The 24,026-nt window shown below is 65.5% G+C and carries 30 protein-coding genes, 1 tRNA gene and 1 pseudogene; 14 read left to right on the top strand and 18 right to left on the bottom strand.

The genetic code is table 11. The features are described from left to right. Window positions 1–5: 5 nt before the first annotated feature. From purD to rng, 8 genes are read left to right on the top strand one after another with little or no spacing between them, the layout of a single operon-like run. The gene (gene purD, locus QTI51_RS09795; RefSeq protein ID WP_116907543.1) at window positions 6–1,304 is read left to right on the top strand and encodes a phosphoribosylamine--glycine ligase; all 1,299 of its coding nucleotides are present in this window, start codon (window positions 6–8) and stop codon (window positions 1,302–1,304) included. Continuing rightward, window positions 1,304–2,221 (top strand): oxygen-dependent coproporphyrinogen oxidase, encoded by a 918-nt coding sequence (gene hemF, locus QTI51_RS09790; RefSeq protein WP_116907544.1) that lies wholly within the window; start codon window positions 1,304–1,306, stop codon window positions 2,219–2,221. Before purD ends, hemF begins: the two co-directional genes overlap by 1 nt. Beyond that, a complete protein-coding gene (nadD, locus tag QTI51_RS09785) occupies window positions 2,218–2,847 on the top strand; it encodes a nicotinate (nicotinamide) nucleotide adenylyltransferase (RefSeq protein WP_116907545.1) in 630 nt (209 codons plus the stop codon). Before hemF ends, nadD begins: the two co-directional genes overlap by 4 nt. Then, entirely contained in the window at window positions 2,847–3,596 is a 750-nt protein-coding gene (gene rsfS / locus QTI51_RS09780) for a ribosome silencing factor (protein WP_116907546.1), read from the top strand. The genes nadD and rsfS overlap by 1 nt, the downstream gene beginning before the upstream one ends. After that, window positions 3,593–4,060, top strand: coding sequence for a 23S rRNA (pseudouridine(1915)-N(3))-methyltransferase RlmH (rlmH, locus tag QTI51_RS09775; RefSeq protein WP_116907547.1), 468 nt, complete (start codon window positions 3,593–3,595; stop codon window positions 4,058–4,060). The genes rsfS and rlmH overlap by 4 nt, the downstream gene beginning before the upstream one ends. Next, entirely contained in the window at window positions 4,057–4,773 is a 717-nt protein-coding gene (locus tag QTI51_RS09770) for a phytanoyl-CoA dioxygenase family protein (RefSeq protein ID WP_116907548.1), read from the top strand. Before rlmH ends, QTI51_RS09770 begins: the two co-directional genes overlap by 4 nt. 3 nt (window positions 4,774–4,776) lie before the next feature. Further along, on the top strand, window positions 4,777–5,379 hold the full coding sequence (locus QTI51_RS09765) for a Maf family protein (RefSeq protein WP_116907549.1): 603 nt from the start codon (window positions 4,777–4,779) through the stop codon (window positions 5,377–5,379). 7 nt (window positions 5,380–5,386) lie between these two features. Beyond that, the gene (rng, locus tag QTI51_RS09760) at window positions 5,387–6,913 is read left to right on the top strand and encodes a ribonuclease G (protein ID WP_116907550.1); all 1,527 of its coding nucleotides are present in this window, start codon (window positions 5,387–5,389) and stop codon (window positions 6,911–6,913) included. A gap of 2 nt (window positions 6,914–6,915) precedes the next feature. Here the strand turns inward: rng and msbA are convergent, their stop codons facing one another. After that, complete coding sequence (gene msbA, locus QTI51_RS09755; RefSeq protein WP_116907551.1) at window positions 6,916–8,700, bottom strand: lipid A export permease/ATP-binding protein MsbA; 1,785 nt, start codon at window positions 8,698–8,700, stop codon at window positions 6,916–6,918. 174 nt (window positions 8,701–8,874) lie between these two features. Between msbA and tolB the strand changes: the two genes are divergently transcribed. From tolB to QTI51_RS09730, 5 genes are all read left to right on the top strand, one after another. After that, window positions 8,875–10,191 carry a Tol-Pal system beta propeller repeat protein TolB gene (gene tolB / locus QTI51_RS09750; protein ID WP_116907552.1) on the top strand — a complete coding sequence of 439 codons (1,317 nt, stop codon included), beginning with the start codon at window positions 8,875–8,877 and terminating at the stop codon, window positions 10,189–10,191. Between the two features lie 25 nt (window positions 10,192–10,216). Continuing rightward, a complete protein-coding gene (pal, locus tag QTI51_RS09745) occupies window positions 10,217–10,732 on the top strand; it encodes a peptidoglycan-associated lipoprotein Pal (protein ID WP_116907553.1) in 516 nt (171 codons plus the stop codon). Beyond that, the gene (ybgF, locus tag QTI51_RS09740; RefSeq protein ID WP_116907554.1) at window positions 10,732–11,481 is read left to right on the top strand and encodes a tol-pal system protein YbgF; all 750 of its coding nucleotides are present in this window, start codon (window positions 10,732–10,734) and stop codon (window positions 11,479–11,481) included. Before pal ends, ybgF begins: the two co-directional genes overlap by 1 nt. A gap of 19 nt (window positions 11,482–11,500) precedes the next feature. Continuing rightward, the gene (locus QTI51_RS09735; RefSeq protein ID WP_116907555.1) at window positions 11,501–12,343 is read left to right on the top strand and encodes a tRNA threonylcarbamoyladenosine dehydratase; all 843 of its coding nucleotides are present in this window, start codon (window positions 11,501–11,503) and stop codon (window positions 12,341–12,343) included. 51 nt (window positions 12,344–12,394) lie between these two features. Then, window positions 12,395–12,470 (top strand) — tRNA-Lys (locus QTI51_RS09730). 259 nt (window positions 12,471–12,729) lie between these two features. Here QTI51_RS09730 and QTI51_RS38930 read toward each other — a convergent pair. From QTI51_RS38930 to QTI51_RS09680, 10 genes and pseudogenes are all read right to left on the bottom strand, one after another. Then, window positions 12,730–13,251 (bottom strand): annotated as a pseudogene (locus tag QTI51_RS38930) (tyrosine-type recombinase/integrase); the annotation flags it as partial. An 807-nt stretch (window positions 13,252–14,058) separates the two neighbouring features. After that, window positions 14,059–14,424: a helix-turn-helix domain-containing protein gene (locus QTI51_RS09720; protein WP_286547605.1), complete on the bottom strand. Its 366-nt coding sequence runs from the start codon at window positions 14,422–14,424 to the stop codon at window positions 14,059–14,061. A gap of 531 nt (window positions 14,425–14,955) precedes the next feature. Continuing rightward, a complete protein-coding gene (locus QTI51_RS09715) occupies window positions 14,956–15,120 on the bottom strand; it encodes a hypothetical protein (RefSeq protein WP_286515881.1) in 165 nt (54 codons plus the stop codon). Window positions 15,121–15,187: 67 nt separating this feature from the next. After that, the gene (locus QTI51_RS09710; RefSeq protein WP_286515882.1) at window positions 15,188–15,445 is read right to left on the bottom strand and encodes a hypothetical protein; all 258 of its coding nucleotides are present in this window, start codon (window positions 15,443–15,445) and stop codon (window positions 15,188–15,190) included. Window positions 15,446–15,514: 69 nt separating this feature from the next. Continuing rightward, window positions 15,515–15,913: a hypothetical protein gene (locus tag QTI51_RS09705; protein ID WP_286515883.1), complete on the bottom strand. Its 399-nt coding sequence runs from the start codon at window positions 15,911–15,913 to the stop codon at window positions 15,515–15,517. A 375-nt stretch (window positions 15,914–16,288) separates the two neighbouring features. Continuing rightward, window positions 16,289–16,579, bottom strand: coding sequence for a hypothetical protein (locus QTI51_RS09700; protein WP_286515884.1), 291 nt, complete (start codon window positions 16,577–16,579; stop codon window positions 16,289–16,291). A 63-nt stretch (window positions 16,580–16,642) separates the two neighbouring features. Continuing rightward, window positions 16,643–16,831 (bottom strand): hypothetical protein, encoded by a 189-nt coding sequence (locus QTI51_RS09695; RefSeq protein WP_286515885.1) that lies wholly within the window; start codon window positions 16,829–16,831, stop codon window positions 16,643–16,645. A gap of 7 nt (window positions 16,832–16,838) precedes the next feature. Further along, the gene (locus QTI51_RS09690; RefSeq protein WP_286515886.1) at window positions 16,839–17,021 is read right to left on the bottom strand and encodes a hypothetical protein; all 183 of its coding nucleotides are present in this window, start codon (window positions 17,019–17,021) and stop codon (window positions 16,839–16,841) included. Between the two features lie 307 nt (window positions 17,022–17,328). Then, window positions 17,329–17,538, bottom strand: coding sequence for a hypothetical protein (locus QTI51_RS09685; protein WP_286515887.1), 210 nt, complete (start codon window positions 17,536–17,538; stop codon window positions 17,329–17,331). A gap of 95 nt (window positions 17,539–17,633) precedes the next feature. Further along, a complete protein-coding gene (locus QTI51_RS09680; protein WP_286515888.1) occupies window positions 17,634–18,383 on the bottom strand; it encodes a hypothetical protein in 750 nt (249 codons plus the stop codon). A 1,466-nt stretch (window positions 18,384–19,849) separates the two neighbouring features. On the opposite strand from QTI51_RS09680, the gene QTI51_RS09675 reads away from it, so the two are divergent. After that, window positions 19,850–20,032 (top strand): hypothetical protein, encoded by a 183-nt coding sequence (locus QTI51_RS09675; protein ID WP_286515889.1) that lies wholly within the window; start codon window positions 19,850–19,852, stop codon window positions 20,030–20,032. 33 nt (window positions 20,033–20,065) lie between these two features. Here the strand turns inward: QTI51_RS09675 and terL are convergent, their stop codons facing one another. The 7 genes from terL to QTI51_RS09640 all read right to left on the bottom strand — a co-directional run bounded on the left by terL (window position 20,066) and on the right by QTI51_RS09640 (window position 24,026). After that, entirely contained in the window at window positions 20,066–21,907 is a 1,842-nt protein-coding gene (terL, locus tag QTI51_RS09670) for a phage terminase large subunit (protein WP_286515890.1), read from the bottom strand. A 53-nt stretch (window positions 21,908–21,960) separates the two neighbouring features. Beyond that, the gene (locus QTI51_RS09665; protein WP_286515891.1) at window positions 21,961–22,263 is read right to left on the bottom strand and encodes a hypothetical protein; all 303 of its coding nucleotides are present in this window, start codon (window positions 22,261–22,263) and stop codon (window positions 21,961–21,963) included. Further along, a complete protein-coding gene (locus QTI51_RS09660; protein ID WP_286515892.1) occupies window positions 22,260–22,604 on the bottom strand; it encodes a GNAT family N-acetyltransferase in 345 nt (114 codons plus the stop codon). Before QTI51_RS09660 ends, QTI51_RS09665 begins: the two co-directional genes overlap by 4 nt. A 71-nt stretch (window positions 22,605–22,675) precedes the next feature. Then, window positions 22,676–22,960 carry a phage holin family protein gene (locus QTI51_RS09655; RefSeq protein WP_286515893.1) on the bottom strand — a complete coding sequence of 95 codons (285 nt, stop codon included), beginning with the start codon at window positions 22,958–22,960 and terminating at the stop codon, window positions 22,676–22,678. Next, a complete protein-coding gene (locus QTI51_RS09650; RefSeq protein ID WP_286515894.1) occupies window positions 22,957–23,214 on the bottom strand; it encodes a hypothetical protein in 258 nt (85 codons plus the stop codon). Before QTI51_RS09650 ends, QTI51_RS09655 begins: the two co-directional genes overlap by 4 nt. A gap of 97 nt (window positions 23,215–23,311) precedes the next feature. Further along, window positions 23,312–23,584: a hypothetical protein gene (locus tag QTI51_RS09645; RefSeq protein ID WP_286515895.1), complete on the bottom strand. Its 273-nt coding sequence runs from the start codon at window positions 23,582–23,584 to the stop codon at window positions 23,312–23,314. Then, on the bottom strand, window positions 23,577–24,026 hold the full coding sequence (locus tag QTI51_RS09640; RefSeq protein WP_286547603.1) for a hypothetical protein: 450 nt from the start codon (window positions 24,024–24,026) through the stop codon (window positions 23,577–23,579). The genes QTI51_RS09645 and QTI51_RS09640 overlap by 8 nt, the downstream gene beginning before the upstream one ends.

Here is a 24,026-nt window from a genome sequence, read left to right as displayed (position 1 = left end):
CGCGAATGAAGGTACTGGTAATTGGAGGAGGGGGCCGTGAACACGCTCTGGCGTGGCGTCTGTCGCAGGCCACGCGGGTGAGCCGCGTGTACGTGGCGCCCGGCAACGGCGGCACCGCCACCGACACGCGCTACGACTGCATCGACATCACCGAGCCCGCCGCGCTGCGCGAGTGGGCCATCAAGGAAAAGATCGCGCTGACCGTGGTCGGCCCCGAGGCGCCGCTGGCGGCGGGCGTGGTGGACGAGTTTCGTGCGCACGGCCTGCGCATCTTCGGCCCGACGCAGGCGGCCGCGCAGCTCGAGAGCTCCAAGGCGTTTTCCAAGGCGTTCATGAAGCGCCACAAGATCCCGACGGCCGAGTACGAGGCCTTCACCGACGCCGCCGCGGCGCACGCGTACATCGACGCCAAGGGCGCGCCCATCGTCGTCAAGGCCGACGGCCTGGCTGCCGGCAAGGGCGTGGTGGTTGCCATGACCGCGCAGGAAGCGCACGAGGCGGTCGACTTCATGCTGGTCGACAACAAGTTCGGCGTGTCGCACAACGAGGGCGGTGCGCGTGTCGTCATCGAAGAGTTCCTGCAGGGCGAGGAAGCCAGCTTCATCGTGCTGTGCGACGGCAAGAACGTGACCGCCCTGGCCACCAGCCAGGACCACAAGCGCCTGCTCGACAACGACGAAGGCCCCAACACCGGCGGCATGGGCGCGTATTCGCCCGCGCCGGTGGTCACCGCCGAGGTGCATGCGCGCGCGATGCGCGAAATCATCCTTCCGACCATCCGCGGCATGGAGAAGGACGGCATTCCGTACACCGGCTTCCTGTACGCCGGCCTGATGATCGACGCGGCCGGCCACCCGAAGACGCTGGAGTTCAACTGCCGCATGGGCGACCCCGAGACGCAGCCGATCATGATGCGCCTGAAGTCCGACCTGTTCGAGGTGTTCTGGCACGCCACCGACGGCACGCTCGACCAGGTCGAGCTGCAGTGGGACCGCCGCGTGGCGCTGGGCGTGGTCATGGCCGCGCATGGCTACCCGCTCTCGCCGCGCAAGGGCGACCGCATCACCGGCATTCCGGCCGAGACGCCCGACGCGGTGGTGTTCCATGCCGGCACCACGCTGGAAAACGGCGAGCTCAAGACCAGCGGCGGCCGCGTGCTTTGCGTGACCGTGCTGGCCGACAGCGTGAAGCTCGCGCAGCAGCGTGTGTACGAGGTGGCGGCGCGCGTCAATTTCGACGGCGCGCAGTACCGCAAGGACATCGGATTCCGCGCGCTCCACGCGCGCAACACCCCCAGCGCCTGATGCAGCACACCGACCCGGCCGCTGTCGGCGACTACCTGCGCGGACTGCAGCAGTCGATCGTCGCGGCGGTCGAGCAGGCCGATGGCGGCACCTGCGTTCGCGATGCCTGGCAGAAGGCGCCGGGCGAGCCGCTGCAAGGCCAGGGGCTCACCTGCATCCTCGAAGGCGGCGAACTCTTCGAGCGCGCGGGGTGCGGCTTCTCGCAGGTGCGCGGCCCGAGGCTGCCGCCTTCGGCCACGCAGAACCGGCCCGAGCTGTCGGGCGCGCCCTTCGAGGCGATGGGCGTGTCGCTGGTGTTCCACCCGCGCAACCCTTACGTGCCCATCGTTCACATGAACGTGCGCATGCTCGCCGCATTGCCCGACGGTGGCGAGCCGGTCTGCTGGTTCGGCGGCGGCATGGACCTCACGCCTTGCTACGGCTTCGAGGAAGACGCGGTGCACTTCCACACGGCTTGCCGCGACGCGCTCGCGCCGTTCGGAGAAGACAAGTACCCGCGCTTCAAGACATGGTGCGACGAGTATTTCTTCTTGAAGCACCGCAACGAGCAACGCGGCGTGGGTGGCATCTTCTTCGACGACTTTTCCGAAGGCGGCTTCGACAACGGCTTCGCGCTGATGCGCTCGGTGGGCGACGGCTTTCTGCCGGCGTACCTGCCGCTCGTTGAACGTCGGCGCGACATGGCCTACACCGAGCGGGAGCGCAACTTCCAGCTCTACCGCCGCGGCCGCTACGTCGAGTTCAACCTGGTGTGGGACCGCGGCACGCACTTCGGGCTGCAGTCCGGCGGGCGCACCGAATCGATCCTGCTGTCGATGCCGCCGCTGGCGAGCTGGGCCTACCAGCAACAGCCCGAGGCGGGCAGCCCCGAAGCCGCGCTGTACAGCGACTTCATCGTGCGGCGCGACTGGCTGTGAACGCTTCCGGCAAGGCTGCGCGCATCGGTGTTTTCGGTGGTGCGTTCGACCCACCGCACAACGCCCATGTGGCGTTGGCCGAGGCCGCGTTGGCGCAGCTCGACCTGGCCGAGCTGCACGTCATTCCCACGGGGCAGGCCTGGCACAAGAGCCGCACGCTCACACCGAAGGAAGACCGCCTCGCGATGACGCGGCTGGCGTTCGCCGGGCTCCAGGGCACCGTCGTGGTCGATAGCCGCGAAGTGTTGCGCGACGGCCCCACCTATACGCTCGACACCCTGCACGAACTGCAGCGCGAACAGCCCGGCGCACAGCTCGTGTTGATCATGGGCGCCGACCAGGCAACGGCCCTGCCGAGCTGGCACGGCTGGCAGGATATACTCCGCACTGCTATCGTTTCTGTAGCGTATCGCGCACTATCGACGGGCGACACTGCTCGTTTTGATCCGAAAATGCTGCCCGGCCTCCCGGCGGGCGCGCGTTTCGAGGCGCTCGAATTGCCACTCATGGACACCAGCGCCACCGAAGTTCGGCGGCGCGCGGCACTGGGCGTGGACATTTCCTCGCTGGTTCCGCCCTCCGTTGCACGCTATATTGACCAACACCACCTCTACCGCTCTGCCTGATGACCACTGAAGCCGCCGCCAAGAAAGACACCCAGAAACTCCAGCGAGCCATCATCGATGGTCTCGAAGACGTCAAGGCGCAGGACATCCAGGTATTCGACACAGAACATCTGTCGCCGCTGTTCGAGCGCGTGATCGTGGCGTCGGGCACCTCCAACCGCCAGACCAAGGCGCTGGCCGCCAGCGTGCGTGACGCGGTGCGCGAAGCCGGTTTCGGCAAGCCACGCATCGAGGGCGAGGAAAACGGCGAGTGGATCATCGTGGACTGCGGCGCCGCCGTGGCGCACATCATGCAGCCCGCCATCCGCCAGTACTACCACCTGGAAGAGATCTGGGGCGACAAGCCGGTGCGCGCCAAGCTCGGCGCCGCCAAGCCGGCCGCGTCGACCAGTTCGTCGGTGGCCGACGAGCCCACGGGCAAGAAGAAGCCCGCCGCCAAGGAACCGACGCTGCGCCGCTCGAGCGCCGCCAAGACCGCCATCCGCGCGGCGGAGCAAGAAGCCAAGGCCGCCAAGGCACCGGCCCGCAAGCTGACTTCCAAGACGGCCGGCAATACGGCCGCCAAGACCGCAGCCAGGAAGGCGCCCGCCCGCAAGACGGGCACCACCGCGCGCGTGCCCGTCAAGGTGGTGGGCAAGCCCGCCGCCAAGAAGGTTGCTGCCAAGTCCGCGGCCTCCAAGCCGGCGGCAGCCCGGCCCGCGGCAGCCAAGAAGGCGCCTGCCAAGAAGGCACCCGCCCGCCGCGCATGAAGCTCCTGGTGGTCGCCGTCGGGCAGCGCATGCCCGATTGGGCGCAGACCGCCTGGGACGACTACGCCAAGCGCTTCCCGCCCGAGCTCAAGCTCGAGCTGCGCGCCGTCAAGACGGAGCCGCGCGGCTCCAAGACCCTGGAAACGCTGTACGCGGCCGAGCGTGAACGCATCGAGGGCGCCATTGCGCGCGGCATGCGCATCGTGGCGCTCGACGAGCGCGGCACGGCGCTGACCACCAAGGCGCTCGCCTCGCGGCTGCAGACCTGGCAAGGCGAGGGTGACGACGTCGCCCTGGTCATCGGCGGCCCCGACGGCCTCGACCCGGCCTTCAAGGCCGCGGCGCACGAGCGCATCCGCCTGTCCGACCTGACGCTGCCGCACGCGATGGCGCGGGTGCTGCTGGTGGAGCAGCTGTACCGGGCATGGTCGGTCAACGCGGGTCATCCTTACCACCGCGAATGACAGGCGCCGACGGGCAGGCTGCGTGGCTGGAGGAAAAGGGGCACGCGCTTTTGTCGACGTTGCATCCGGCGTTGTTGCCACCCGATCTGCTCGACGAGACGTCGCAATCGCTCGACCGCTGGCTCGGCCAGTCCGCAGGCAGCCGCAACCTGCTCGCCCATCCGCAATGCCTGGCAATGGCGGCCTGGCTGAACACCCGATTGACCGCCCTGGGCCTGCTCGACACGGCTTCGGTCGCGGTGCAGTGCACCTTGTTCGACAAGACGGCCGACAAGAACTGGCTCGTCGCGCTGCACCAGGACACCTCGATTCCCGCGTCGGCCAATGGCATGGCGAGCGTGTTGAAAGAAGGCGAGCCCTATGTGCAGCCGCCGGTCGACGTGCTGCAATCGCTGCTGGCCGTGCGCGTGCACCTCGACGATTGCGGGGCCGATGCCGGTCCCTTGCGCGTCGTGCCAGGCAGCCATCGCGCGGGGCGCCTGGACGCTGACGCGGCGCAGGCCCTGCGCAGCGCGCATGGCGAAACCATCTGCACTGCCGCACGCGGCGACGCCTTGCTGATGCGCCCCTTGCTGCTGCACGCATCGTCGCGCGCCCGGTCGCCTGCGCGGCGGCGCGTGCTTCACTTTCTATTCGGACCCGAACGCCTGCCGCACGGCCTGGTCTGGAACCGCACAGTGGCCGGCAGCCCGCCGCCGCACCAGGAGAACTGAACCTTGCCGGACTTCATCTACCTCGCCTCGCAAAGCCCGCGCCGCGCCCAGCTGCTCGGCCAACTCGGCGTTCGCCATGCGCTGCTGCTGGCCGATGCCAGCGAAGACGCCGAATCGCTCGAAGCCGTGCTGCCCAACGAGGCGCCCGCCACCTACGTGCAGCGCGTGACCGCGCTCAAGCTCGACGCCGCCGTGGCGCGCCTGCACCGCCGCGGCCTGGCCAAGGCGCCGGTGCTTTGCGCCGACACCACGGTGGCGCTGGGCCGCACCATTCTCGGCAAGCCCGAGGACGAGCAGGACGCGGCGCGCATGCTGCTGCTGCTCTCAGGCGCCACGCACCGCGTGCTGACCGCGGTGGCGCTGCAGCACGGCGCGCAGCGTTTCGCGGCGCTCAGCGTCTCGCGCGTGCGCTTCGCCAAGATCACCGACGCGCAGGTCGCGCGCTACGCGCACAGCGGCGAGCCGCTGGGCAAGGCCGGGGCCTATGCGATCCAGGGCGCCGCGGCCGCCTTCATCGAGCACATCAGCGGGTCCTATTCGGGCATCATGGGCCTTCCCATGTTCGAGACCGCAGAGCTGCTTCGAGGCGCCGGTTTTACTACCTAAGAATTCCATGCAAGACATCCTGATCAACTGGTCCCCGCAGGAGACCCGTGTGGCGCTGGTCGAGCACGGCGCGGTGCAAGAGCTGCACGTCGAGCGCACGCTCGAGCGCGGGTTGGTCGGCAACATCTACCTGGGCAAGGTGTCGCGCGTGCTGCCGGGCATGCAGTCGGCCTTCATCGACATCGGCCTGGAGCGCACCGCCTTCCTGCACGTGGCCGACATCGTCGCGCCGTTCACGCCGGGCTCGCGCCCGAGCGCGCCCGCGCCCGAGCGCGACCACCGCAACGGCGGACCCATGGTGCCGATCGAGAAGCAGGTGTTCGAAGGCCAGTCGCTGCTGGTGCAGGTCATCAAGGACCCCATCGGCACCAAGGGCGCGCGGCTGTCCACGCAGATCAGCATCGCCGGCCGGCTGCTGGTGTTCCTGCCGCAGGACAACCACATCGGCGTGTCGCAGAAGATTCCGTCGGACCAGCGCGAGTCGCTGCGCACCCGCATGCTGGCGCTGATCGAGGCCGCGGCGGCGGCCGACAGCGGCGGCGTGGTGCCGGCCAACACCGGCGGCTTCATCCTGCGCACCAACGGCGAAGACTCCAGCGACCCCGAGCTGGCCGAAGACATCGGCTACCTGCGCAAGACCTGGTCGCGCATTCGCGACGCCTCCATGCGCATGCCCGCGATGTCGCTGCTGCACCAGGACTTGAGCCTGCTGCAGCGCGTGCTGCGCGACATGACCAGCGAAGACACGCAGACCATCCGCATCGACTCGCGCGAGCAGTTCGAGGTGCTGCTGAAGTTCGGTCTCGAATTCATGCCGAAGGCCGCGGGCAAGCTGCAGCACTACAAGGGCGAGCGGCCGATCTTCGACTTGTATTCGGTCGACGAGGAAATCGCCAAGGCGCTGGGACGGCGCGTGGAGCTCAAGTCGGGCGGCTACCTCGTGGTCGACCAGACCGAGGCGCTGACTACCGTCGACGTGAACACCGGCGGCTTCGTCGGCGCGCGCAATTTCGACGACACCATCTTCAAGACCAACCTCGAGGCGGCGCAGGCCATAGCACGGCAGCTGCGCCTGCGCAACCTGGGCGGAATCATCATCGTCGACTTCATCGACATGGCGCGCGACGACCACCGCGAGCAGGTGCTGGGCGAGTTCCGCAAGCAGCTCGCGCGTGACCGCGTGAAGACCACGGCGGGCGGTTTCTCGCAGCTCGGGCTGGTCGAGATGACGCGCAAGCGCACCCGCGAATCGCTGGCCCACATGCTGTGCGAGCCCTGCGTGGCCTGCAGCGGGCAGGGCATCGTGAAGACCGCGCGCAGCGTGGCCTACGACGTCATGCGCGAGATCTTGCGCGAGGCCCGGCAGTTCACGCCGCGCGAGTTCCGCATCGTGTCGTCGCCGCAGGTGATCGAGCTGTTCCTCGACGAGGAAAGCCAGCACCTGGCGGGGTTGAGCGACTTCATCGGGAAGCCGATTTCGCTGCAGTCCGAGCCCGCGATCGGGCAGGGACAGTACGACATCGTGCTGCTGTAGCCCTAGAGCGTCGGGTCCTGCCCCGGCGTGGCGCTGCGCACCGCCAGCGTCTGCAGCCGCGCATAGAGCCCGTCCAGCGCCATCAGCTGCTCGTGGCTGCCTTGCTCCGCGATGCGGCCTTGCTCCATCACGATGATGCGGTCGGCGTGCTGGATGGTCGACAGGCGGTGGGCGACGATCAGCGTGGTGCGGTTCTGCATCAGGCGCTGCAGGGCGTCCTGCACCAGCCGCTCGGACTCGGTGTCCAGCGCCGAGGTGGCCTCGTCGAGCAGCAGCACCGGCGCGTTCTTGTACAGCGCGCGCGCAATGGCCAGGCGCTGGCGCTGGCCGCCCGACAGCTGCGTGGCGTTGTGGCCCAGCACGGTGTCGATGCCCTGGGGCAGGCTCGCGACGTGCGAACTCAGGTTGGCGGCGGCAATGCATTGCAGCACGCGCTCGCGGTCGATTTCCGAGCCCAGCGCCACGTTGGCGGCCAGCGTCTCGTTGAGCATCACCACGTCCTGGCTCACCATGGCGAACTGCGCGCGCAGGCTCTTGAGCTCCCACTCGCTGGTGTCGTGGCCGTCGAGCAGCACCTGGCCGCCGCTGGGCTGCACGAAGCGCGGCAGCAGGTTGACCAGCGTGGTCTTGCCCGAGCCCGATGGGCCGACGAAGGCCACGACCTGGCCGGGCTCGATGGTGAGGTTGACGCCGTCGAGCGCGCGCTGCTCGTCGGCGCCGCGGTAGTTGACCTGCACGTTGCGCAGCTCGATGCGGCCTTGGGCGTGCGCGAGCGCGAAGCTGCCCTGCGACTCGGGCGCCACTTCGTCGATCAGCACCAGCCCGCGTTCCAGCGCGGCCAGGCCGCGCGTGATGGGGGCCGCCATGTCGGCCAGCCGGCGGATCGGCGCGATCAGCATCAGCATGGCCGTGATGTACGCGACGAAGCCACCCACGGTCAGGCCCTGTTCGCCGCTTTGCCACAGCGCGATCATCACCACCACCGACAACGCCAGCGACGCCATCATCTGCGTGAGCGGCGTGGTGGCGGCCTGCGCGATGGTCGACTTCACGGCCAGCCGGTTGAGGCGCTGGCTCAGCTGCTCGAAGCGCTGGCCCTGCGCGGCTTCGGCGCCGTGCAGGCGAACCACGCGGTGCGCGAGCACGTTTTCCTCGACCACGTAGGCCAGCTCGTCGGTGGCCTGCTGGCCCTGCTGCGTGAGGCGGTACAGGCGCTTGGAGAACACCTTCATGATCCACGAGATGCTGGGCACCAGGAAGGCGACGATGAGCGTGAGCTTCCAGTTCAGGTAGACGAGGTAGGCGAGCAGCGCGATCAGCGTGAAGCCGTCGCGCGTGAGCCCGAGCAGCGCCTGCACCAGCAGCATGGCGCCAGTCTGCACCTCGTAGACCACGGTGTTGGAGAGCGCGCTGGCCGACTGCCGCGTGAACAGCGCCAGCTCGGCGCCCATCAGCCGTTCGAACAGCACGCGACGCAGCCGCTGCATGCCTTCATTGGCAATGCGCGACAGCGCATATTGAGAGATGAACTGCGCCAGGCCGCGCACCGCGAACAGCAGCAGCACGGCGGCCGGCACGATCCACAGGGCGAGCTGGCCGCGGTTGAAGCCGCGGTCGAGCAGCGGCTTGAGCAAGGCGGCCATCAGGGGTTCGGTGATGGCGGCCAGCAGGGCACCGGTCAGGCCCGCGGCCCACCACTGGCGGGAGCCGCCGAACCATGTCATGAGTCGCGCCAGACGGCGCATCAGGGGAGGGCGGGCGTTCTCGCTGCCGGGGGATGCTTGCATGGCGGCGGATTCTACGGGGGGCCTTTTCAGCGGCCGTCCCTAGGTGCATTCAGGGGCTTGTGTAGGACCGTATCGCCGGATAAACGTTTTGTGACGGCGCCTGCGGGGCAGTGTGTAACATGTGGCCCGTCACGCCGGTAAGAAACTTTTTCGCCGGAAACCTCTCCGAACCGCATGAACAAGCCGTTGCCAACTCCAATTCCAACTCCTTCTTCATCGCTATTTGCACGCCGCACGCTCATTGCGGCCCTTGCTGCCACTCCCATGCTTCCTGCACTGGCCCAGTTCCGGGTCGAGGTGTCGGGCGTCGGGCTCACGCAGTTGCCAATCGCGCTCGTTCCTTTCAAGGGACAGGAAAGCTCGCCCCAGAAGATCTCGGACATCGTCCAGGCCGACCTGGAACGCAGCGGCCAGTTCCGCGGTGTCGACGCTTCGGGCCAGGCACTGGACGAGGCCTCGCGCCCCGACCTGTCGCTGTGGCGCCAGCGCACCGCCGACTCGCTCGTGGTGGGCAGCGTCAGCAAGCTGGCCGACGGCCGCTTCGACGTGCGCTTTCGCCTGTGGGACGTGGTGAAGGGGCAAGACCTCGGGGGGCAGAGCTACACGGTGCCGCAAGGCGACCTGCGCCTGGCATCGCACCGCATCGCCGACTACGTCTACGAGAAACTGACCGGCGAGAAGGGCATCTTCTCGACGCGCATCGCCTACGTCACCAAGGGTGGCAGCCGCTACTCGCTGTGGGTGGCCGATGCCGACGGCGAGAACGCACAGGCCGCGCTGGCCAGCCCCGAGCCGATCATCTCGCCCTGCTGGTCGTCCAACGGTCAGCAGCTGGCGTACGTGTCCTTCGAGTCGCGCAAGCCGGTCGTGTACGTGCACAACGTGGCCAGCGGCCAGCGCCGCCTGCTCGCGAATTTCAAGGGCTCGAACAGCGCGCCGGCCTGGGCGCCCGATGGCAACTCGCTGGCGGTCACGCTCAGCCGCGACGGCGGCTCGCAGCTGTTCACCATTCCGGCCAGCGGTGGCGAACCGCGCCGCCTGACGCAAAGCTCCAGCATCGACACCGAACCGGTCTACTCGGCCGACGGCGGCACCATCTATTTCGTGAGCGATCGCGGCGGTGCGCCGCAGATCTACAAGATGAGTTCCAGCGGCGGCAACCCGACGCGCGTGACCTTCAGCGGCACCTACAACATCTCTCCGTCTGTCAGCGGCGATGGCCGGTGGTTGGCCTACATCTCGCGTGTGGGCGGTGCCTTCAAACTCCACGTGATGGAGTTGGCCACCGGCACCGTGAATGCCATCACGGACACGAGCGCCGACGAAAGTCCAAGTTTTGCACCGAACAGCAAGTTGATCGTCTACGCCACGCAGCTGCAAGGCCGTGAAGCGCTGATGACCACCACGCTGGATGGAAAAATAAAGGCCCGGCTGGCAGGACAGGCGGGAGACATAAGAGAACCGGACTGGGGTCCGTTTCAAAAGCAATGACTAAGGTTTATTTGAGGAGTTCGAAATGTTGAAACGCACTATTTATTCGCTGGCCATCGTGGCCCTCATCGCTGGTTGCTCGTCGGGCACGAAGCTCAACGACACGCCGGTGACCGACCGCTCCGGCGCCGGTGGTTCGCAAGGTGGCGCAAGCACCGTGGCGCCCGTCACCATCGATCCGAACGCGGGCACCGCGCAAGGTCCGGTGAATGTCGCGCGCGTCATCTACTTCGACTACGACAGCTACACCGTCAAGCCCGAATTCCAGTCGGCCATCGACGGGCATGCCCGTTTCCTGAAGGCCAACCCGCAACGCCGCATCTCCATCGAAGGTCACACCGACGAACGCGGCGGCCGCGAGTACAACCTGGCACTCGGCCAGAAGCGCTCCGAAGCCGTGCGCCGCGCACTGACCCTGCTGGGCGTGAGCGACAACCAGATCGAAGCCGTGAGCTTCGGCAAGGAAAAGCCGGCCGCTACGGGCTCGGGTGAAGAAGTCTGGGCGCAGAACCGCCGCGCCGAAATCACGTACCGCCGGTGATGCCCCGCGCCGTGTTGCGAGGCGCGGCGCTGGCCGCGGCCTTGCTTTGCGTCTCCCTGGGGTCGCAGGCCGCTCTGTTCGAGGATGACGAAGCCCGCAAGGCCATCCTCGACCTGCGCCAGCGTGTCGAGGCCATGCGCCAGCAGACCGACCAGCGGCTGACCGACGAAAACGGCCAGCTGCGTCGCAGCCTGCTCGACCTGCAGAACCAGATCGAGCAGATGCGAGGCGACCTGGCACGCATGACCGGCCAGAACGAGCAGCTCACGCGCACGCTGAGCGACATGCAGTCGCGCCAGACCAGCCTCGACGACAAGCTCAAGCAGAGCGAGCCGTCGAAGGTGTCCGTGGACGGCCGCGAGTTCAACGCCGACCCGAAGGAAAAGGCCGACTTCGAAGCCGCGCTCGGCGTGTTTCGCGCGGGCCAGTTCGCCCAGGCGCAAACCGCCTTCGCCGACTTCGTCAAGCGCTACCCGCAAAGCGGCTACAACGCCTCGGCGTTGTTCTGGCTCGGCAATGCGCAGTACGCCACGCGCAACTACAACGAGGCCATCGCGAACTTCCGTTCCATGCTCTCGCTCGCGCCCGACCACGCCAAGGCACCCGAGGCCGTGCTGTCGATCGCGAACTGCCAGATCGAGCTGAAGGACACGCGCGCCGCGCGCCGCACGCTGGAAGACCTGACCAAGGCCTACCCGCAGTCCGAAGCCGCGCAGGCCGGCCGCGAGCGTCTCTCGCGCCTGCGCTGATGCCGGCGGAGCTTTCCGCTTGAGCGCCGTCATCGCTGCCGCACTCACTCCTCCTGCCGCCGCGGATGTCTTCACGGACATCGCGGCGCCCGACTTTGCGCGCCGCTTCGGCGGGCTGGAACGCCTGTACGGCGTGGCGGGTGCCGCGCGCATCCGCAACGCGCACGTGCTGGTCGTGGGTATCGGCGGGGTGGGGTCGTGGGCGGTCGAGGCGCTGGCGCGCAGCGGGGTGGGGCGGCTGACGATGATCGATCTCGACCATGTGTCGGAGTCGAACATCAACCGCCAGATCCACGCGCTGGAGGCCACCGTGGGGCAAGCCAAGGTCGATGCCATGCGTGACCGCATCGCGCAGATCAACCCCGAGTGCAAGGTGCACGCCATCGACGAGTTCGTCGAGCCCGGCAACTGGACGGCATTGCTCGAGGCGGCGCAGGCCGCCAACGGGCCGGCCACGGCGGTCATCGATGCCTGCGACCAGGTGAAGGCCAAGCTGACCATGGCGGCCTGGGCACGGGCAACGCGAACGGCGTTCGTGACCGTGGGAGCGGCGGGTGGCAAGCGGCAGGCGCACAAGGTCGACATCGACGACCTCGCGCTCGTGACGCACGACCCGCTGCTGGCGCAGCTTCGCCAGCGCCTGCGCAAGGAGCACGGTGCGCCGCGCGAGGGCAAGAAGATCGGCGTGACCTGTGTCTTCAGCCGCGAAAGCGTGGCGCCGCCCGATGCGTCGTGCGCCATCGAAGGCGACGGTTCGCTCAACTGCCACGGCTACGGATCGGTGGTCAGCGTGACCGCAACTTTCGGTCAATGTGCGGCAGGTTGGGTTCTCGACAAAATAGCCTCGAACCTCGCGCTATAATCTTAGGCTTTGCCGGATTCAACGTCGGCAAGAAGCAATAAAAATGGTTCCGGGACGTTAGCTCAGTTGGTAGAGCAGCGGACTTTTAATCCGTTGGTCACTGGTTCGAATCCAGTACGTCCTACCAGCGAACTCTGAAAATCGTCATTTGCCGCAGGCACTTGGCGTTTTTTCATCTGGTCATGTAGCACGAGTCGCGAACTGTGTCCGGTGCCACTGTGTCCCAAACTGTGTCCACTGGCTCCGGCGTTAAGGTCGTCACCTTGTGGATATTTCTCAGCATGCAGGCGGTCGATCACTGCGGCGGCTTCGGCTCCGGTGGCTTCCGGCGACAGGTGCGCGTACTTCTGCGTCATCACAACCGTGGCGTGGCCGAGCAGTTTGGACACCTTGAGTAGCGAGACGCCGGCCTGGACCAGCTTGGCTGCGAAGGTGTCGCGGAAGGTGTGCGGCGTGACGCGGTCTTCGCTCTCGTCAGCGTTGAGTCCGCATGCATCGATGTGCCTCTGGATCGACTTAGTGGAGTGACCACGTGGCATGTCGACCCCAGGCTTCCATGCGCGGCCTTTAAGGGCCGGGAACACGTATCCGAACCCCAGGCCTTCCATCGACTCTTTGCGGTCCTTGAGCATGCGCAAGGTGCGCTGCGGCAGGGTCAGCACGCCTTCGTTGTCCACCTTGCCTCGGTACAGATTGATGGTGCCGGCCTTGAGGTCGATCTTGTTCCACCGGACCTTCGCGACTTCGTTGTACCGGGCGCCGGTATCCAGCAGGAACATAACGAGGCAGTAGGCATCAATAGCCGACTGGTCGTGCTCACGTGCGTCGGCTTCTTCGCGCAGGCTGGCGAGCAGTCTGTCTTCCTCGGCGGGGCGCAGCCAGCGCAGCTTGCCCCGGCGCTCGGGCATCTTCAGGCTCGCGGCTTTGTTGCGGCCATGGCTGAACACGATTGGCGGGTTCGGCGTGACCACGTTCAGCGACTTGGCATAGCCGATCAGCGTCTGCACCAGCGCCATCTCGCGATTCACTGTGGCCGGGGAGACTCCTTCTTTCAAACGAGCCGCCTTGAGGTCGACGAGGTCGCGCTGAGACAGGTCCTGGACGGCAAGCTCGCGCGACAGTCCGTAGCGCCCGCCGACGGTGAGTTGCCAGCCGCCGCGACCGTCCGGGCGGAACTCGTCACCGAACAGCTTGCGGACACGGCTGATGTTGTTGCGGTGATCGACGTGGGTCAGCTCGCTCGCGCTCAGCCAGGACTCCGCGAGCGCGTACAGCGTCATGCGGGAGCGGCCCTGGCGGGCGGCTTCGACGTCCTCACGGATTTGCTGACGGCGCTTGACCTCCCAGGCCAGAGCGTCGGTCTTCAGGGTGCACCCCGTGGACTCACGGACCTGCACACCGAGCAGCGAGAACTTGCAGTGCCATACGGCGGATTCAGGCCGCTTGAACACGGTCATGGTTTGCTCCTTAGGGGTTAGTTCAGGAAGCCCGTGCTCGCCACAGTAGGCGCCATGTTTACGGCGGCGGAGAGCAGGGCGCTCACCGCAGCGAGAGGGACTGCGATGAGGCGGGGCACGTTGTAGCGCCCCAGGACGGCCTCGTGAGGCCAGAGGGTGATGGTGAGGTCTTCGCTGTCACACCACGTCCAAGAGAACCAGGGATTGGACTCGTCGGTCGCGTCCTCGGTGATGGTGGCGCCGGTCTCGCGCAGGTGGTCAAGAAGGCTTTGGGCCAGTTCGGGACGACCGTCGCATAAGGACGGGCTCAGGACGTGGAAGTTTTTCGAGAGCATATGGGTCTTTGCCGTGGAGAGCCGCGTAGAGGAACGGCTCGGTGTAGTAGAGGTAGGTTTCAGCCACTTTTTTAGGTGTGAGGCGGATGGCCTCGGCCCAGCGGTGGAGTTCGCCGGGTGGCAGTGCAGCAGCGCCGCGTTCGATCTGTGAAATCGTCGTCGGGTAGGCGTAGTCCAGAAGTGCAGCAAGGTCCAGTTGCGTCAGGCCCACTTGCTCGCGAGCCTCCTTCAGCCATGCTCCGAACCGCTTGCGCATGATTCGGGCGGTGTTAGACACGGGGACAGTCATTTCTCAACCTTTCAAGTTGTGTAGGTGCTCATAGTTCACGTTAGCGTCTGAAATGTAATGGATACCCGCTAGTTTAAAAAGCGAGTGGTGGATTCGTGCTACCTGCGCACCACATTGGGTCTACTAAATCAGTCCGTTGTCACACTTCTGCAACAAATTCAGTAGCCCCGGGGCAAGACGCTCTTGAGAGTCCTAAGACTCTCAGGAAGGTCCTATGTATCTCTTAGACCTTTAGTACCTATACACCTCAGGTACACAATCAAGCTCTCTGCTTTGTGGACATTTCTCAGGCCTCATTGAGGTGCGTGAGGGGCACCCAGATCGTCGTGTCATCGGCCAAGCGCACCACGCCGCTGTAGTCGCCTCGCCAAATCAGGGTGCCTGTTTGACCGGAACATGGCGCCTGGATAAGGCCCCAGCTCGGGTTGAAAACCTCGTGTGGCCTGATGACCACGGAAGGCCCCTGGGCGGCCTGTACAGCCTTCGAACTTGTAGGTTGATAGGGCGGTAGCCATTCATGCTCTTTTTGGCTCAAAGGGGCTCCTTGGCGTCCAGTGCTCGGTCTGCAAAGCCAAGCAAACACATCGACGCGTAACGGTCGAAGGAGACGCAGGGCCAGCCCGATGTGTCTTCAATGAGCTTGGAGACCTCCGGGTCGGCCAGTCGTGCGAGGGCCAGGGCTTCGGTGCTGTTCATAGGCCGCCTTTCGCCAGCAGATAGCCGAACAGGCAGCCGTAGATGAAGAGGCAGGCGGCGGCTGTGCTCATTCATCCTCCCCTTGAATCTCAGTGAGGCCGCCGCGATTGGTCAACTTCCACTGGCGCCCGGTGTACACGTGCGTGCCGCCGGCCGCATTGAGCAGGCGCAAGATGTTGGCCTTGTCGGTTGCGACGTCAGCCTGGGTGATGCGACAGCCTCCACGGAACACGGACTCGCAGGTCGACTTGCACCACTCGTGCGCCTCAGCGAGCGTGCCGAAGGCCTTGGTGGCCTCAGCGTTATGCGCTTCGTAAACGATCATGGATGTTCTCCGGTTCAGGACAAAAGCGTCCAGACAAACCCCGGCTCGCGAGGCTTGTGCTTGAAGCTTTCAGAGGGGGCGGATACCGCGCGGGACGCAGTTCGTTTCGAGGGTCACCTTCACGATGCCGTCGAGGTTCACGCGCCGGTAGTCGGCGGCCTCAACGTCCCACACGGTCATGTAGCGGCGGGTGTCGTCCGCCTCGGGGCAGGGCTGGCAAACCATGGTGCGGGGCGATCCGTCATCCTTGGCGAAGGTGACGGCGCACAGCGTTCCCGTGATTGCCGCAGCGGCGGTCAAGAGGCTGCGGTAGTCGCTACGGTCAATGGTCTCGCCGTGCAGACCGTGCAGGCGGCGCTGGATCGACGAGCGGCGCACCGCGTTCTCGGCGTTCTGCAGCAGGATTGGGGAGGCGATGGCGCCTACGGCGCGTTCGTGGTTGATGGTTTGGAGTGCGAGAGCAGTCATGGAGCAACGTCTTTCAGGACAGGGCAACAGCGCCCACGCAAACCCCTGCATAGAGGCTTGCATTCGAGCTGTTGAAGGTCGTAGGGACGTGACGAAGCCAACAGGGCAGGGCCTGCGGTTTTTCGTTTCGTCGTGGTGGGCCTAGAGGCCGGTGGATGCCGTAGAGGCGATCAGTGCGAGAGAGTCACAACAAGCCACTTTCTGTGCGCTTGCGCAGGTCTCCGGGTCGGCAGATGCGCCGTAGGAAGTCCGGGATACCAGCGGCCCCGTGCTGGGGCGAGGCTGTATCGTACTGTAAGTTCATCCAGTGGTTTCGGTGAGCACAGGCTTACGTCGGGAATGCCTGATGCGCCCGGCCAAACGCCCAAAAGAGTGTCATCCATCGATCAGGGTGTGCCTCATATCGTCGACTTCATCGCGCCATTCCAGACGCTTGGCGGCATCGAGCTTCACGGTCTCCCAGAAGCGTGACCCCGGGCCCCAGGCCGGCGAATTGCGAACGCCTTGCAGCAGGCCGCAAAGCGGGTCACTGTTCGATACGATGCCCTTTAGCCGCCAATAGGCCCCAGTGGCCCACGCGACGCTCAGTGCGTGCTTCCAGTCCCGGCCATTGGCTCGGGCGACGGTTTGAACGGCACAAAGGGCCGCGTGCATATCAGGGGTCATGGTGGGCCTCCGGTTTAGAGCAAAAGCGCTCTCGCGTGCCTCACAGGGCACGCGGCAGGGCTTTCAAATTTCGAGGTCGCAGGTCTCGCGCAGCGCTTCGTACCGGCGTTCGCGTTCCTCGTGGAGCAGGCGGGCAACGGCAGGCGATGCCGTGGTTAATAAGTGCCCGATGCGGTCATCGCTCAGGTAATGCAGGGAGTGCGACAGGTCTTCGAGCTGGCGTTGTTCGGTGGTGGTGCGATTCAGTTGCATCAGTGCCTCATTCGAGTACGAGGTATTCGGGCTCCAGGTGCGCCACGTCGATTCCGTGGACAAGCGCGGCTTCCTGGGCCTCCAGGTATTCACCGGGATGCACTTCGTTGACATGCGCCGTATGCGAGCGCTCGGCCAGCGCGGCGGCTTCCCACGCGGCTTGCGCCTGCGCTTTAGGGGAGAGGGACATTCGGGTTCCTTGTGTGTTTCCGGTCAACAGCGACCGACACAGGCCCCCGTGAAGGGCCTGTAGCTGTAGCTGTCAAAGGGGGACGTCGCGCCCCGTGAGGGCGGACCAGAGGACGATGGCGAGCGGGATGCCGGCCATGAGAGAGAAGCAGGCGGTGCAGAACATCAGAGTTCCCAGAGCCAAATGAGGTTGGTCGCAAGGCTCAACTTCAGAGCCATGGACTCACCGACGAAGAAGCCGGCTAGAAGGCCCGCCATGATGATCAAGCGCACCACGGCGCGATCAGCCTTCACAAGCTCCCGGCGCCTCATTCCGCGACCTCACCATGGGCCACGAAGACGCCAGCGAACACGAACATGAACAGCATGCCGGCGGCGCGGCAGTGCCACCCGTGGCCCTCCACGTAGGTGAAGCCCAGGTAGGCCATGTGGAAGAAGTGCTCGCCCTTGTGCTGCAGGTCGTGCAGCGAGGTGGGAACGACGATGCGCAGCTTGCGCAGGGATGCGGGAATCAGCATGGGTGGAACTCCAGAAACAGCCACAGCGGCTGACACTGCCCACGGCTCACCATGGGCAGTAGCTGACACTGTGTACGTTATCAACTCGTGCTACTTCAGGCCGCAGCAATAGCGATGAATCGCCGGGCCTTCGCGCCGTGCACGATGATGGTGGGAGAGGCCTTGAGGGCGCCGCGCTCGCTGCCGTCGCAGGCGCCGCAGGTGGAGCAGGTTTTGCGCTTGCCTGCCTCATTCGAAGCCGGGCAGATGAACTCACCACGGGCCACAGCGCCGCCATTGGCGCGGACTCGAAAGTAACGGTAGCCCATGGCCCGCGCTTCGTCAGCCTCAGCCTCAGAGTCGCACGAGGCCATGACAAGGTCCATGAGGTGCGCCACGTGCTCGCCGGCCAACGCCTCATTGCGCCATTGGTGTGTGTAGCCGGTGCGGCCTGCGGCCTGCGCCACCAGCCATTGCCAAACGTGCACAGGGACGGCTGCAGGGTCGCCATACGTCCCGAGCCTCACCATGCGTCCTGCGACCATCAGGCCGACTGCCTCAGGGGTCGCGTCCGGGTAGTTGCCACGCTCCAGCGCCTTATAGACGGCATTCGGGCCCTGGCCTACGTTGACATAGCACGCGCCGCCAGTGCTGGGCCGGTGCTTGCAGTCGCCACAGATCGCGGCATCGCGCCCGGCCATCATGGCCTGAAGCGGATTCTCGTCAGCCCGAAGGATGTAGGTTTGCACCATATCCCCGGTCTTTGCATTGGTGCTGTGCACCAGCGCAATAGCAACGATGGGCGAGCCATCTAATAACGACGGGCCGCGATAGATCACGTAACCCGTGGGCTTTCTTTCTTTCATGGTTCTTGAGTGAGTGAATCCATGCAAGCCCCGACCCGCGAGGCTTGCGATTGAGTCACTATTTGCGCTGTGCAGCGCGGGCTAACTCGGCTGCAGTGGGCAACCATCCTTTGGGGATAGCGGGCCGTTGCAATGCTTGGTTCGCGTCGAATTCGTTTTTCATTTCTTGGGCTCCTTTGCGTTGATAGACCAATGCCCCGACAAGCGAAGCATTGGGCTATGCACGTTAGCAAGTCATGCTACATGCAAGCCAAAAAAAAGACGGATCTATAGATTGTTAAAGGGCGCGATGGCTCGATGGCCGCCTCAAGGGCTTTGTCGGGTTTGGTTTAACAGTCAGTAGGGCCTATCCATCCCATGTCTCTGTCTGTTTCGCCGTGTCCGTCTGGTTTCTCAACCGTGGATGAAATGTAGCATGAGTTACTTACGTTTGTCAAGCCCTATTCGATCCGCTTGTTTGTTGCCCTACTTGCCCCCGGCACAGCCTGAAGAGGGACGTTCTTTGCAACCAACGGACTGAATGATGCACAGGAAACTAGCATGAGTCAATAGGGTGCTGAAAGAAAACGTGAAAAAAGACTGACATTCGCCACGCTCCCCACGATTCCAATCGGGTTTAGGCGCGTCGCCACGCTCCCCGCGCATACCGCGATGGCACGGCGACGCGATAGGACGGCCCGCAAGGCCCGTGAGCCGCGCAGGGCAGGGCGTAGGCGCACCCAGCGGGCACAGTGCCCCCTATCGCTTGCTGTGAGTCACTGGGAGGCGCTGGGAGTCGCCGGCCCGCAGGCCACATGCATAAAAACAGTGGCTCGCAGGTGCACGCATGCCCAACGAAAGCCACTGAAGGGCCGGCGCCGCAGGGCCGCCGCTGTCGCCCGTGCCCGCCCACACCCCCAACGATGCGCAGGGATGCGCCCGCCATAGGATTCCTAATCCGATGGTTGCAACCTTGCCCGCTAGAGGGAGCGCGGTGCGTGCTGAGACCCACTGTGTCCCCTAGCTGTGTCCACTGTGCACGGGCGCAGCGGCCCCAGGGTGGCACCCGCCGCCCCGGCTCCGATCTGATCGGCCAGGAACGCGAGGGGCGGCATGGGGGCGCTTGGCCGCGCGGGGGGTGCGCCAGCACTGGTCACGGATTTTTGGGAAAAAATTTAAGGCGCTGGCGGGAGTGATAATCGCGGGATGTCGCTAACTTCCTCGCAAGCCCGTCAGCTGCTCCTCACGTCTTGGGAGGCCTCTTGCGAGCTGCTGAGGAATACGCTGCGCCCACCTGAAGGCTATCCAGCGGCGGACGCGAACGATGTGCAGGCCGCGTTCGTGAGAGCCGTGGCGAATCTCCAAGCCCTTCGTGTCGTCTGCACGATTCCCGACGGCACGGACTTGCCGGACGAGGTCATCGAACACACGCTTTTGGAACTGCAGCGGAATGCGTCTCCAAAGCCTCCCCTCGACACCCGCAAGCAATGACCTTCCTCAAGTACCTGCTCATCTTCCTGGGACTGCTCGGGACCGCCTTGACATTCCCGGCTTCCCCCAGCTCTCCCTTCCTGATCCCGTGCATCGTCTTCGTCGTGATCGCAGTGATCGGCTTCGCGCTCCCCAAGGGGCGCAAAGGCCCCCAGGAGCCCCCAAGCGGCCCCAGGTGAGCCGAGGGGTGCTTGGAGCTTCCCGAGGGGCTCCTAGAAGCTCACCCGCATGACCTCGCGCTTCTCGCCGTCCTCGTCCTCATGGACCGACCAGATGGTTCCCCGGGGCGCTCCACGCCCCATGCGCTCATGGGCTCGAAGGACACGCTCCAGCTCTTCTTCCTTCCAGCTCTCCTCCATGTCGCTCTTCGCCTGCTGCACGTCCTGAGCAAGGACGCGCTGGAGGTGAGACACGGCGCCGGCCAAGGCGTCAACGCGGTCATCGTGCGTCAATGAGCCCCGCTCGCGGCTGATGTGCGTAAGCTGGTAGCAGAGTTGGTCATCGCGGGCCACAGACTCATTGAAGATCAAGCGGTGCGTCGTCATGACGGGCTCCAGCGTGTCGATGATTCGCTGCTCTTTCTGCCCCTTGGCCCATTCGCTTTCGATCACTGAGCAGCCTGCGGTGTCGCCGGGCTTGCCTTGTGGTGGAGGGAGAGGGGGCCAAGCCTTTGCCAGAACAGGCTGGAAGGCGTTGATCCAAACACCGCCTGCGAAATTCGGCTCGACCACGATCTCCGCCACGTTGTGCCGCTTGGCGCAGAGGGCCAGGCGGACCATGGCCTCGCCGGGATCGCCAGCGAACCCGTCGACCTCCACGACGTACATGAGGCCGTTGAGGACCTTCACGACCGCCCAGGCCGTCTCGTCGGCGCCGCGACCCGATGGGTCAACGAACATCACCGCTTGCTCGTAGGTGGCCCAAACCGGGTCCACGAACATCGGGCCCAGCCAGTGGTCACCTGAGAATCCGGCGACCGGCAGGTCGTCCCTGCGGTTCTTCGATTGGGAGTCCGGTCCCCACACGAGTCCGCTGGGGGCCTTGGGGTTCTTCGCTGCCGTGTCGAGGTGGATCACGATCAGGTCGCGCAGCTTGAGTGGGTAGCGCTCCGCGTCGCTCAGCGACGTGTCGAGCTGGAACTGCAGCGCGAAGTACGCCCGGCCCTTGCTCTCGCGGTTGAGCAGCTCAAACTCGTTGAAGCGCTCCGGGTCCGTGGGCTTCCAGGCCAACAGGGGATCTTGGTCGACCTTGCGAGCCCATGGGCACAGGCAGTCAAGGACCAGCCCGCCTTCGCGGGTGATGCGGTAGCTGTCTCGCTTGTCCGCCGTCGGGAAGCGGGCCGGGAGAATCCAGCCCATGTAGCCCTGGTTCTTGATCAGGTTGGTGTAGATCGACTCTTCGGTCTGGGGGGTGCCCAGGCAGATCACGTCGGCCCCACCAGTCACCTTGATCGCGGAGAACTCATTGGTCTTCGCCAGGAGGCGCTCGCGTGCCTCGACAGTTCTCGAGTTGTCGGTGACCTCGATGTCGTCCGCGATGATGAGAGTGGCCCGGGAACCTGTGATCTGGCCGGTGATACCGGCTGCCTTCACGGAGGGCGACTGCGAGATGCTGGCGCCGGCCACGTCGAACGCATAGGCGGTGTCCCGGCGCTCGCCGTACGACCGCAGGTGCTCGAAGCGGTCCATGGTGTTAAGGAGCGTCTTCGTCATCGAGACGAACTCCTTGGCCTTCGTGCCCGAGGCCGAGACCACCAGAATCTTCTCGTCGTAGGGCCGGCGCTCCAGGCGCCATAGAGCGAAGCCGGAGGTTAGGTAAGACTTGCCGATGCCACGGAACGCCTCTAGGACGTCCTCGCGGAAGACGTGCGGCTCGGCGAGACGTGTGACGTTGGTGCGGTCAGGCTCGGCTTCCTCATCGCCGAACCAGTGGAAGTAGTCGCCGCGTTTGTCCTGGCCGTACCCCGCCCAGCCGTGCTGGAGGAAGTAGGCGATCTCGTACTGCGCGGGCGTGGGCGCAGGGAGAGCTAGGTGGTCCCAGATGAGGTAAGCCATGTTGCGGAAGTCCGCAAGCACGGGGTCCTCGTGGTCCCACCACCAAGGGTGGCTCACTGCGGGCGACCGAAGGGCAGGCCTTTGCCCGCCCCCTTCAGGTAGTTGTCGAGCAGGCCGCCATCGCGCGGCTTGCCAGTCTGCGGCGCTTTGGGTGCGCCGTCAGGGCCCTTAAGGTCCTTGAGGTACGCGCGGACTACGGAGAGGAAGGAGGCGTCCGGGGCGCCCAGGAGCACTTCGCCGTTCGCATCCACGACGGCGCCGTCCTTGTTGGTCAGCGGCTCGCCCTTCAAGCCCTTGATCAGCGCGGCTTCGAAGGCGGCGCGGATCGCCGGCTCGTTGTTGTCAGGTTCGGTCATGGAAATTCCTTGCGCCAGTAGCACGTCCCCGGGCTGCCCCAGGGGGCGCGGGGGTCGTACAGGCGGAAGCCAGCGCGAATCAGGTTGTTTGCGCTGACGGTGTTCAGATAGGTCGTGGAGATCGCGCTGTTGAAGCGCAGCGCCTTGATGCGGCGCAGCCGGACCTGCAGCAGCTTCTTCTGAATGCCACGGCCCCGATGGGATGCGAGGACGCCGCAGCGGCTGAGGTAGGCGGTATTGGGTTCAGTGACGGCGGCGCGGTAGCCGCAGAAGGCAACGGGCTCCTTACCGTCCCAGACGATCCACCACGCGCCCACGAGGTAGTCCTCGTGTTCGTCCATGGGGAACGTCAGGGTGTGAAGAGCCCGTAGGGTCTCGGCGTCACTTGGCCGAGCCCTGCGGACCCGGAGGCTCACGCGCCCCCGGTGACCTTCTCGTGGATGAGGCGTTCGAGGAACTGCTCACCCAGCACCGCAGTGGCTGCGGCGAGGCCCACGATGCCCAGCATGGAGACGCCGGGGATGAAGGCAACGATGGAGCCAGCAGCAACCGCGAGGCCTGCGCTGACGATGGAGCGCCCGATTGCGAGGCGCCAGGAGAACTTCTCATCGCTCACCAGCAGCTTACCGATGGCAATGAAGACGCCGATGCCAGCCAGGACGGCCAGGGCCTTCCAGATGTCGTTGAACGGGGTCACGCAGCGGGCTCGTTGGATTCAGCGTCTGCCTTGCCCTTGGGCTTGCGGACCGGTTTGGGCAGCTCGGCGGGCTTGGCGCCAACCGGCGGCCAGGGCGAGCCTACGCCAGTCGGGCACAGCGCCTCGATTTCTGCGGCGAGGTCATCGGCGTCGCCGGCAGCCACTTCGACGCCGTGGGCGTTCGAGTGCTCGCGGCCAAAGATGATGGCGGTGACTTGGCCTGCGTGGGCCATGATGCGGTACTTGGTGGTCATTGGAATCAGTTCGTGGGGAGGGCAACGGGCGTGGCGCCCGCGTCGCGCGTGACCGGCGTTAGCGGATCACGCAGCACCGGCACAAAGGTCGGCAGCATCAGTCGCGCTCTACACCGAACGGAAGGTCCGGGTTCGAGCCCTTCGACACACGGAACGTCCCTGTGGCCTGGAGCACGCGCACTGGGTAGTCGCGGTCGAGCCGACCGATGGTCTGGTAGGAGCCGCCCGCCGACTTGATCTGGATCAGTGCGCCGCATCCCGGCACAAGAGCCGAAGCCGCCGACAGGCTGAGCGTGGTGGCGGCGTTGGCCGCCAGCGTGAAGTCGGTGCCGTCAGCGGCGGCGGCAGAGACGGGGATGTAGTTAGCCATTGGAGTCCGGGAGAACAAGGGCTGGCAGGAGCGCCAGGGCCTCGGGAATGGTTGGGAATTCGCGGTTGCCGGTCTGGACTTCCGCGAGGATTTCGTACGCCTTAGTCCAGGCCGCACTGCGCCATGCGAAGAACACTTCAGCCTCGGCGGCGAACTTGGGGTTCGGGTCGCCTCGGTAGGTAATCGCAGTGGCGATGTCGTCGTAGTTGCGCGAGCGGGCGCCGTCATCGAGCGCGGTCTGCACGGCGGCCACCAGAGCCGGTGTGGGGTCGACCGGAGGCGCTGGGAGCCGCGCGGGAAGGCCATCGACCACTTGGATCGCCCAGCCCTGGAGGGACTGGTAGAGCTCGTTGCTGATGGCGACCACGTCGTCAGGCATCGCGTCTCCGTGGACCTCGACGCAGAAAAAGCCCATGACGCTGGGCGAAAAGTACATTTGCAT

The sequence above is a fragment of the Variovorax sp. J22G73 genome (assembly GCF_030317035.1).
In the GTDB taxonomy this organism is placed as follows: domain Bacteria; phylum Pseudomonadota; class Gammaproteobacteria; order Burkholderiales; family Burkholderiaceae_C; genus Variovorax.
Note: the sequence above shows the minus strand (reverse complement) of the source record. Positions and strands in the feature narration are given on the sequence as shown.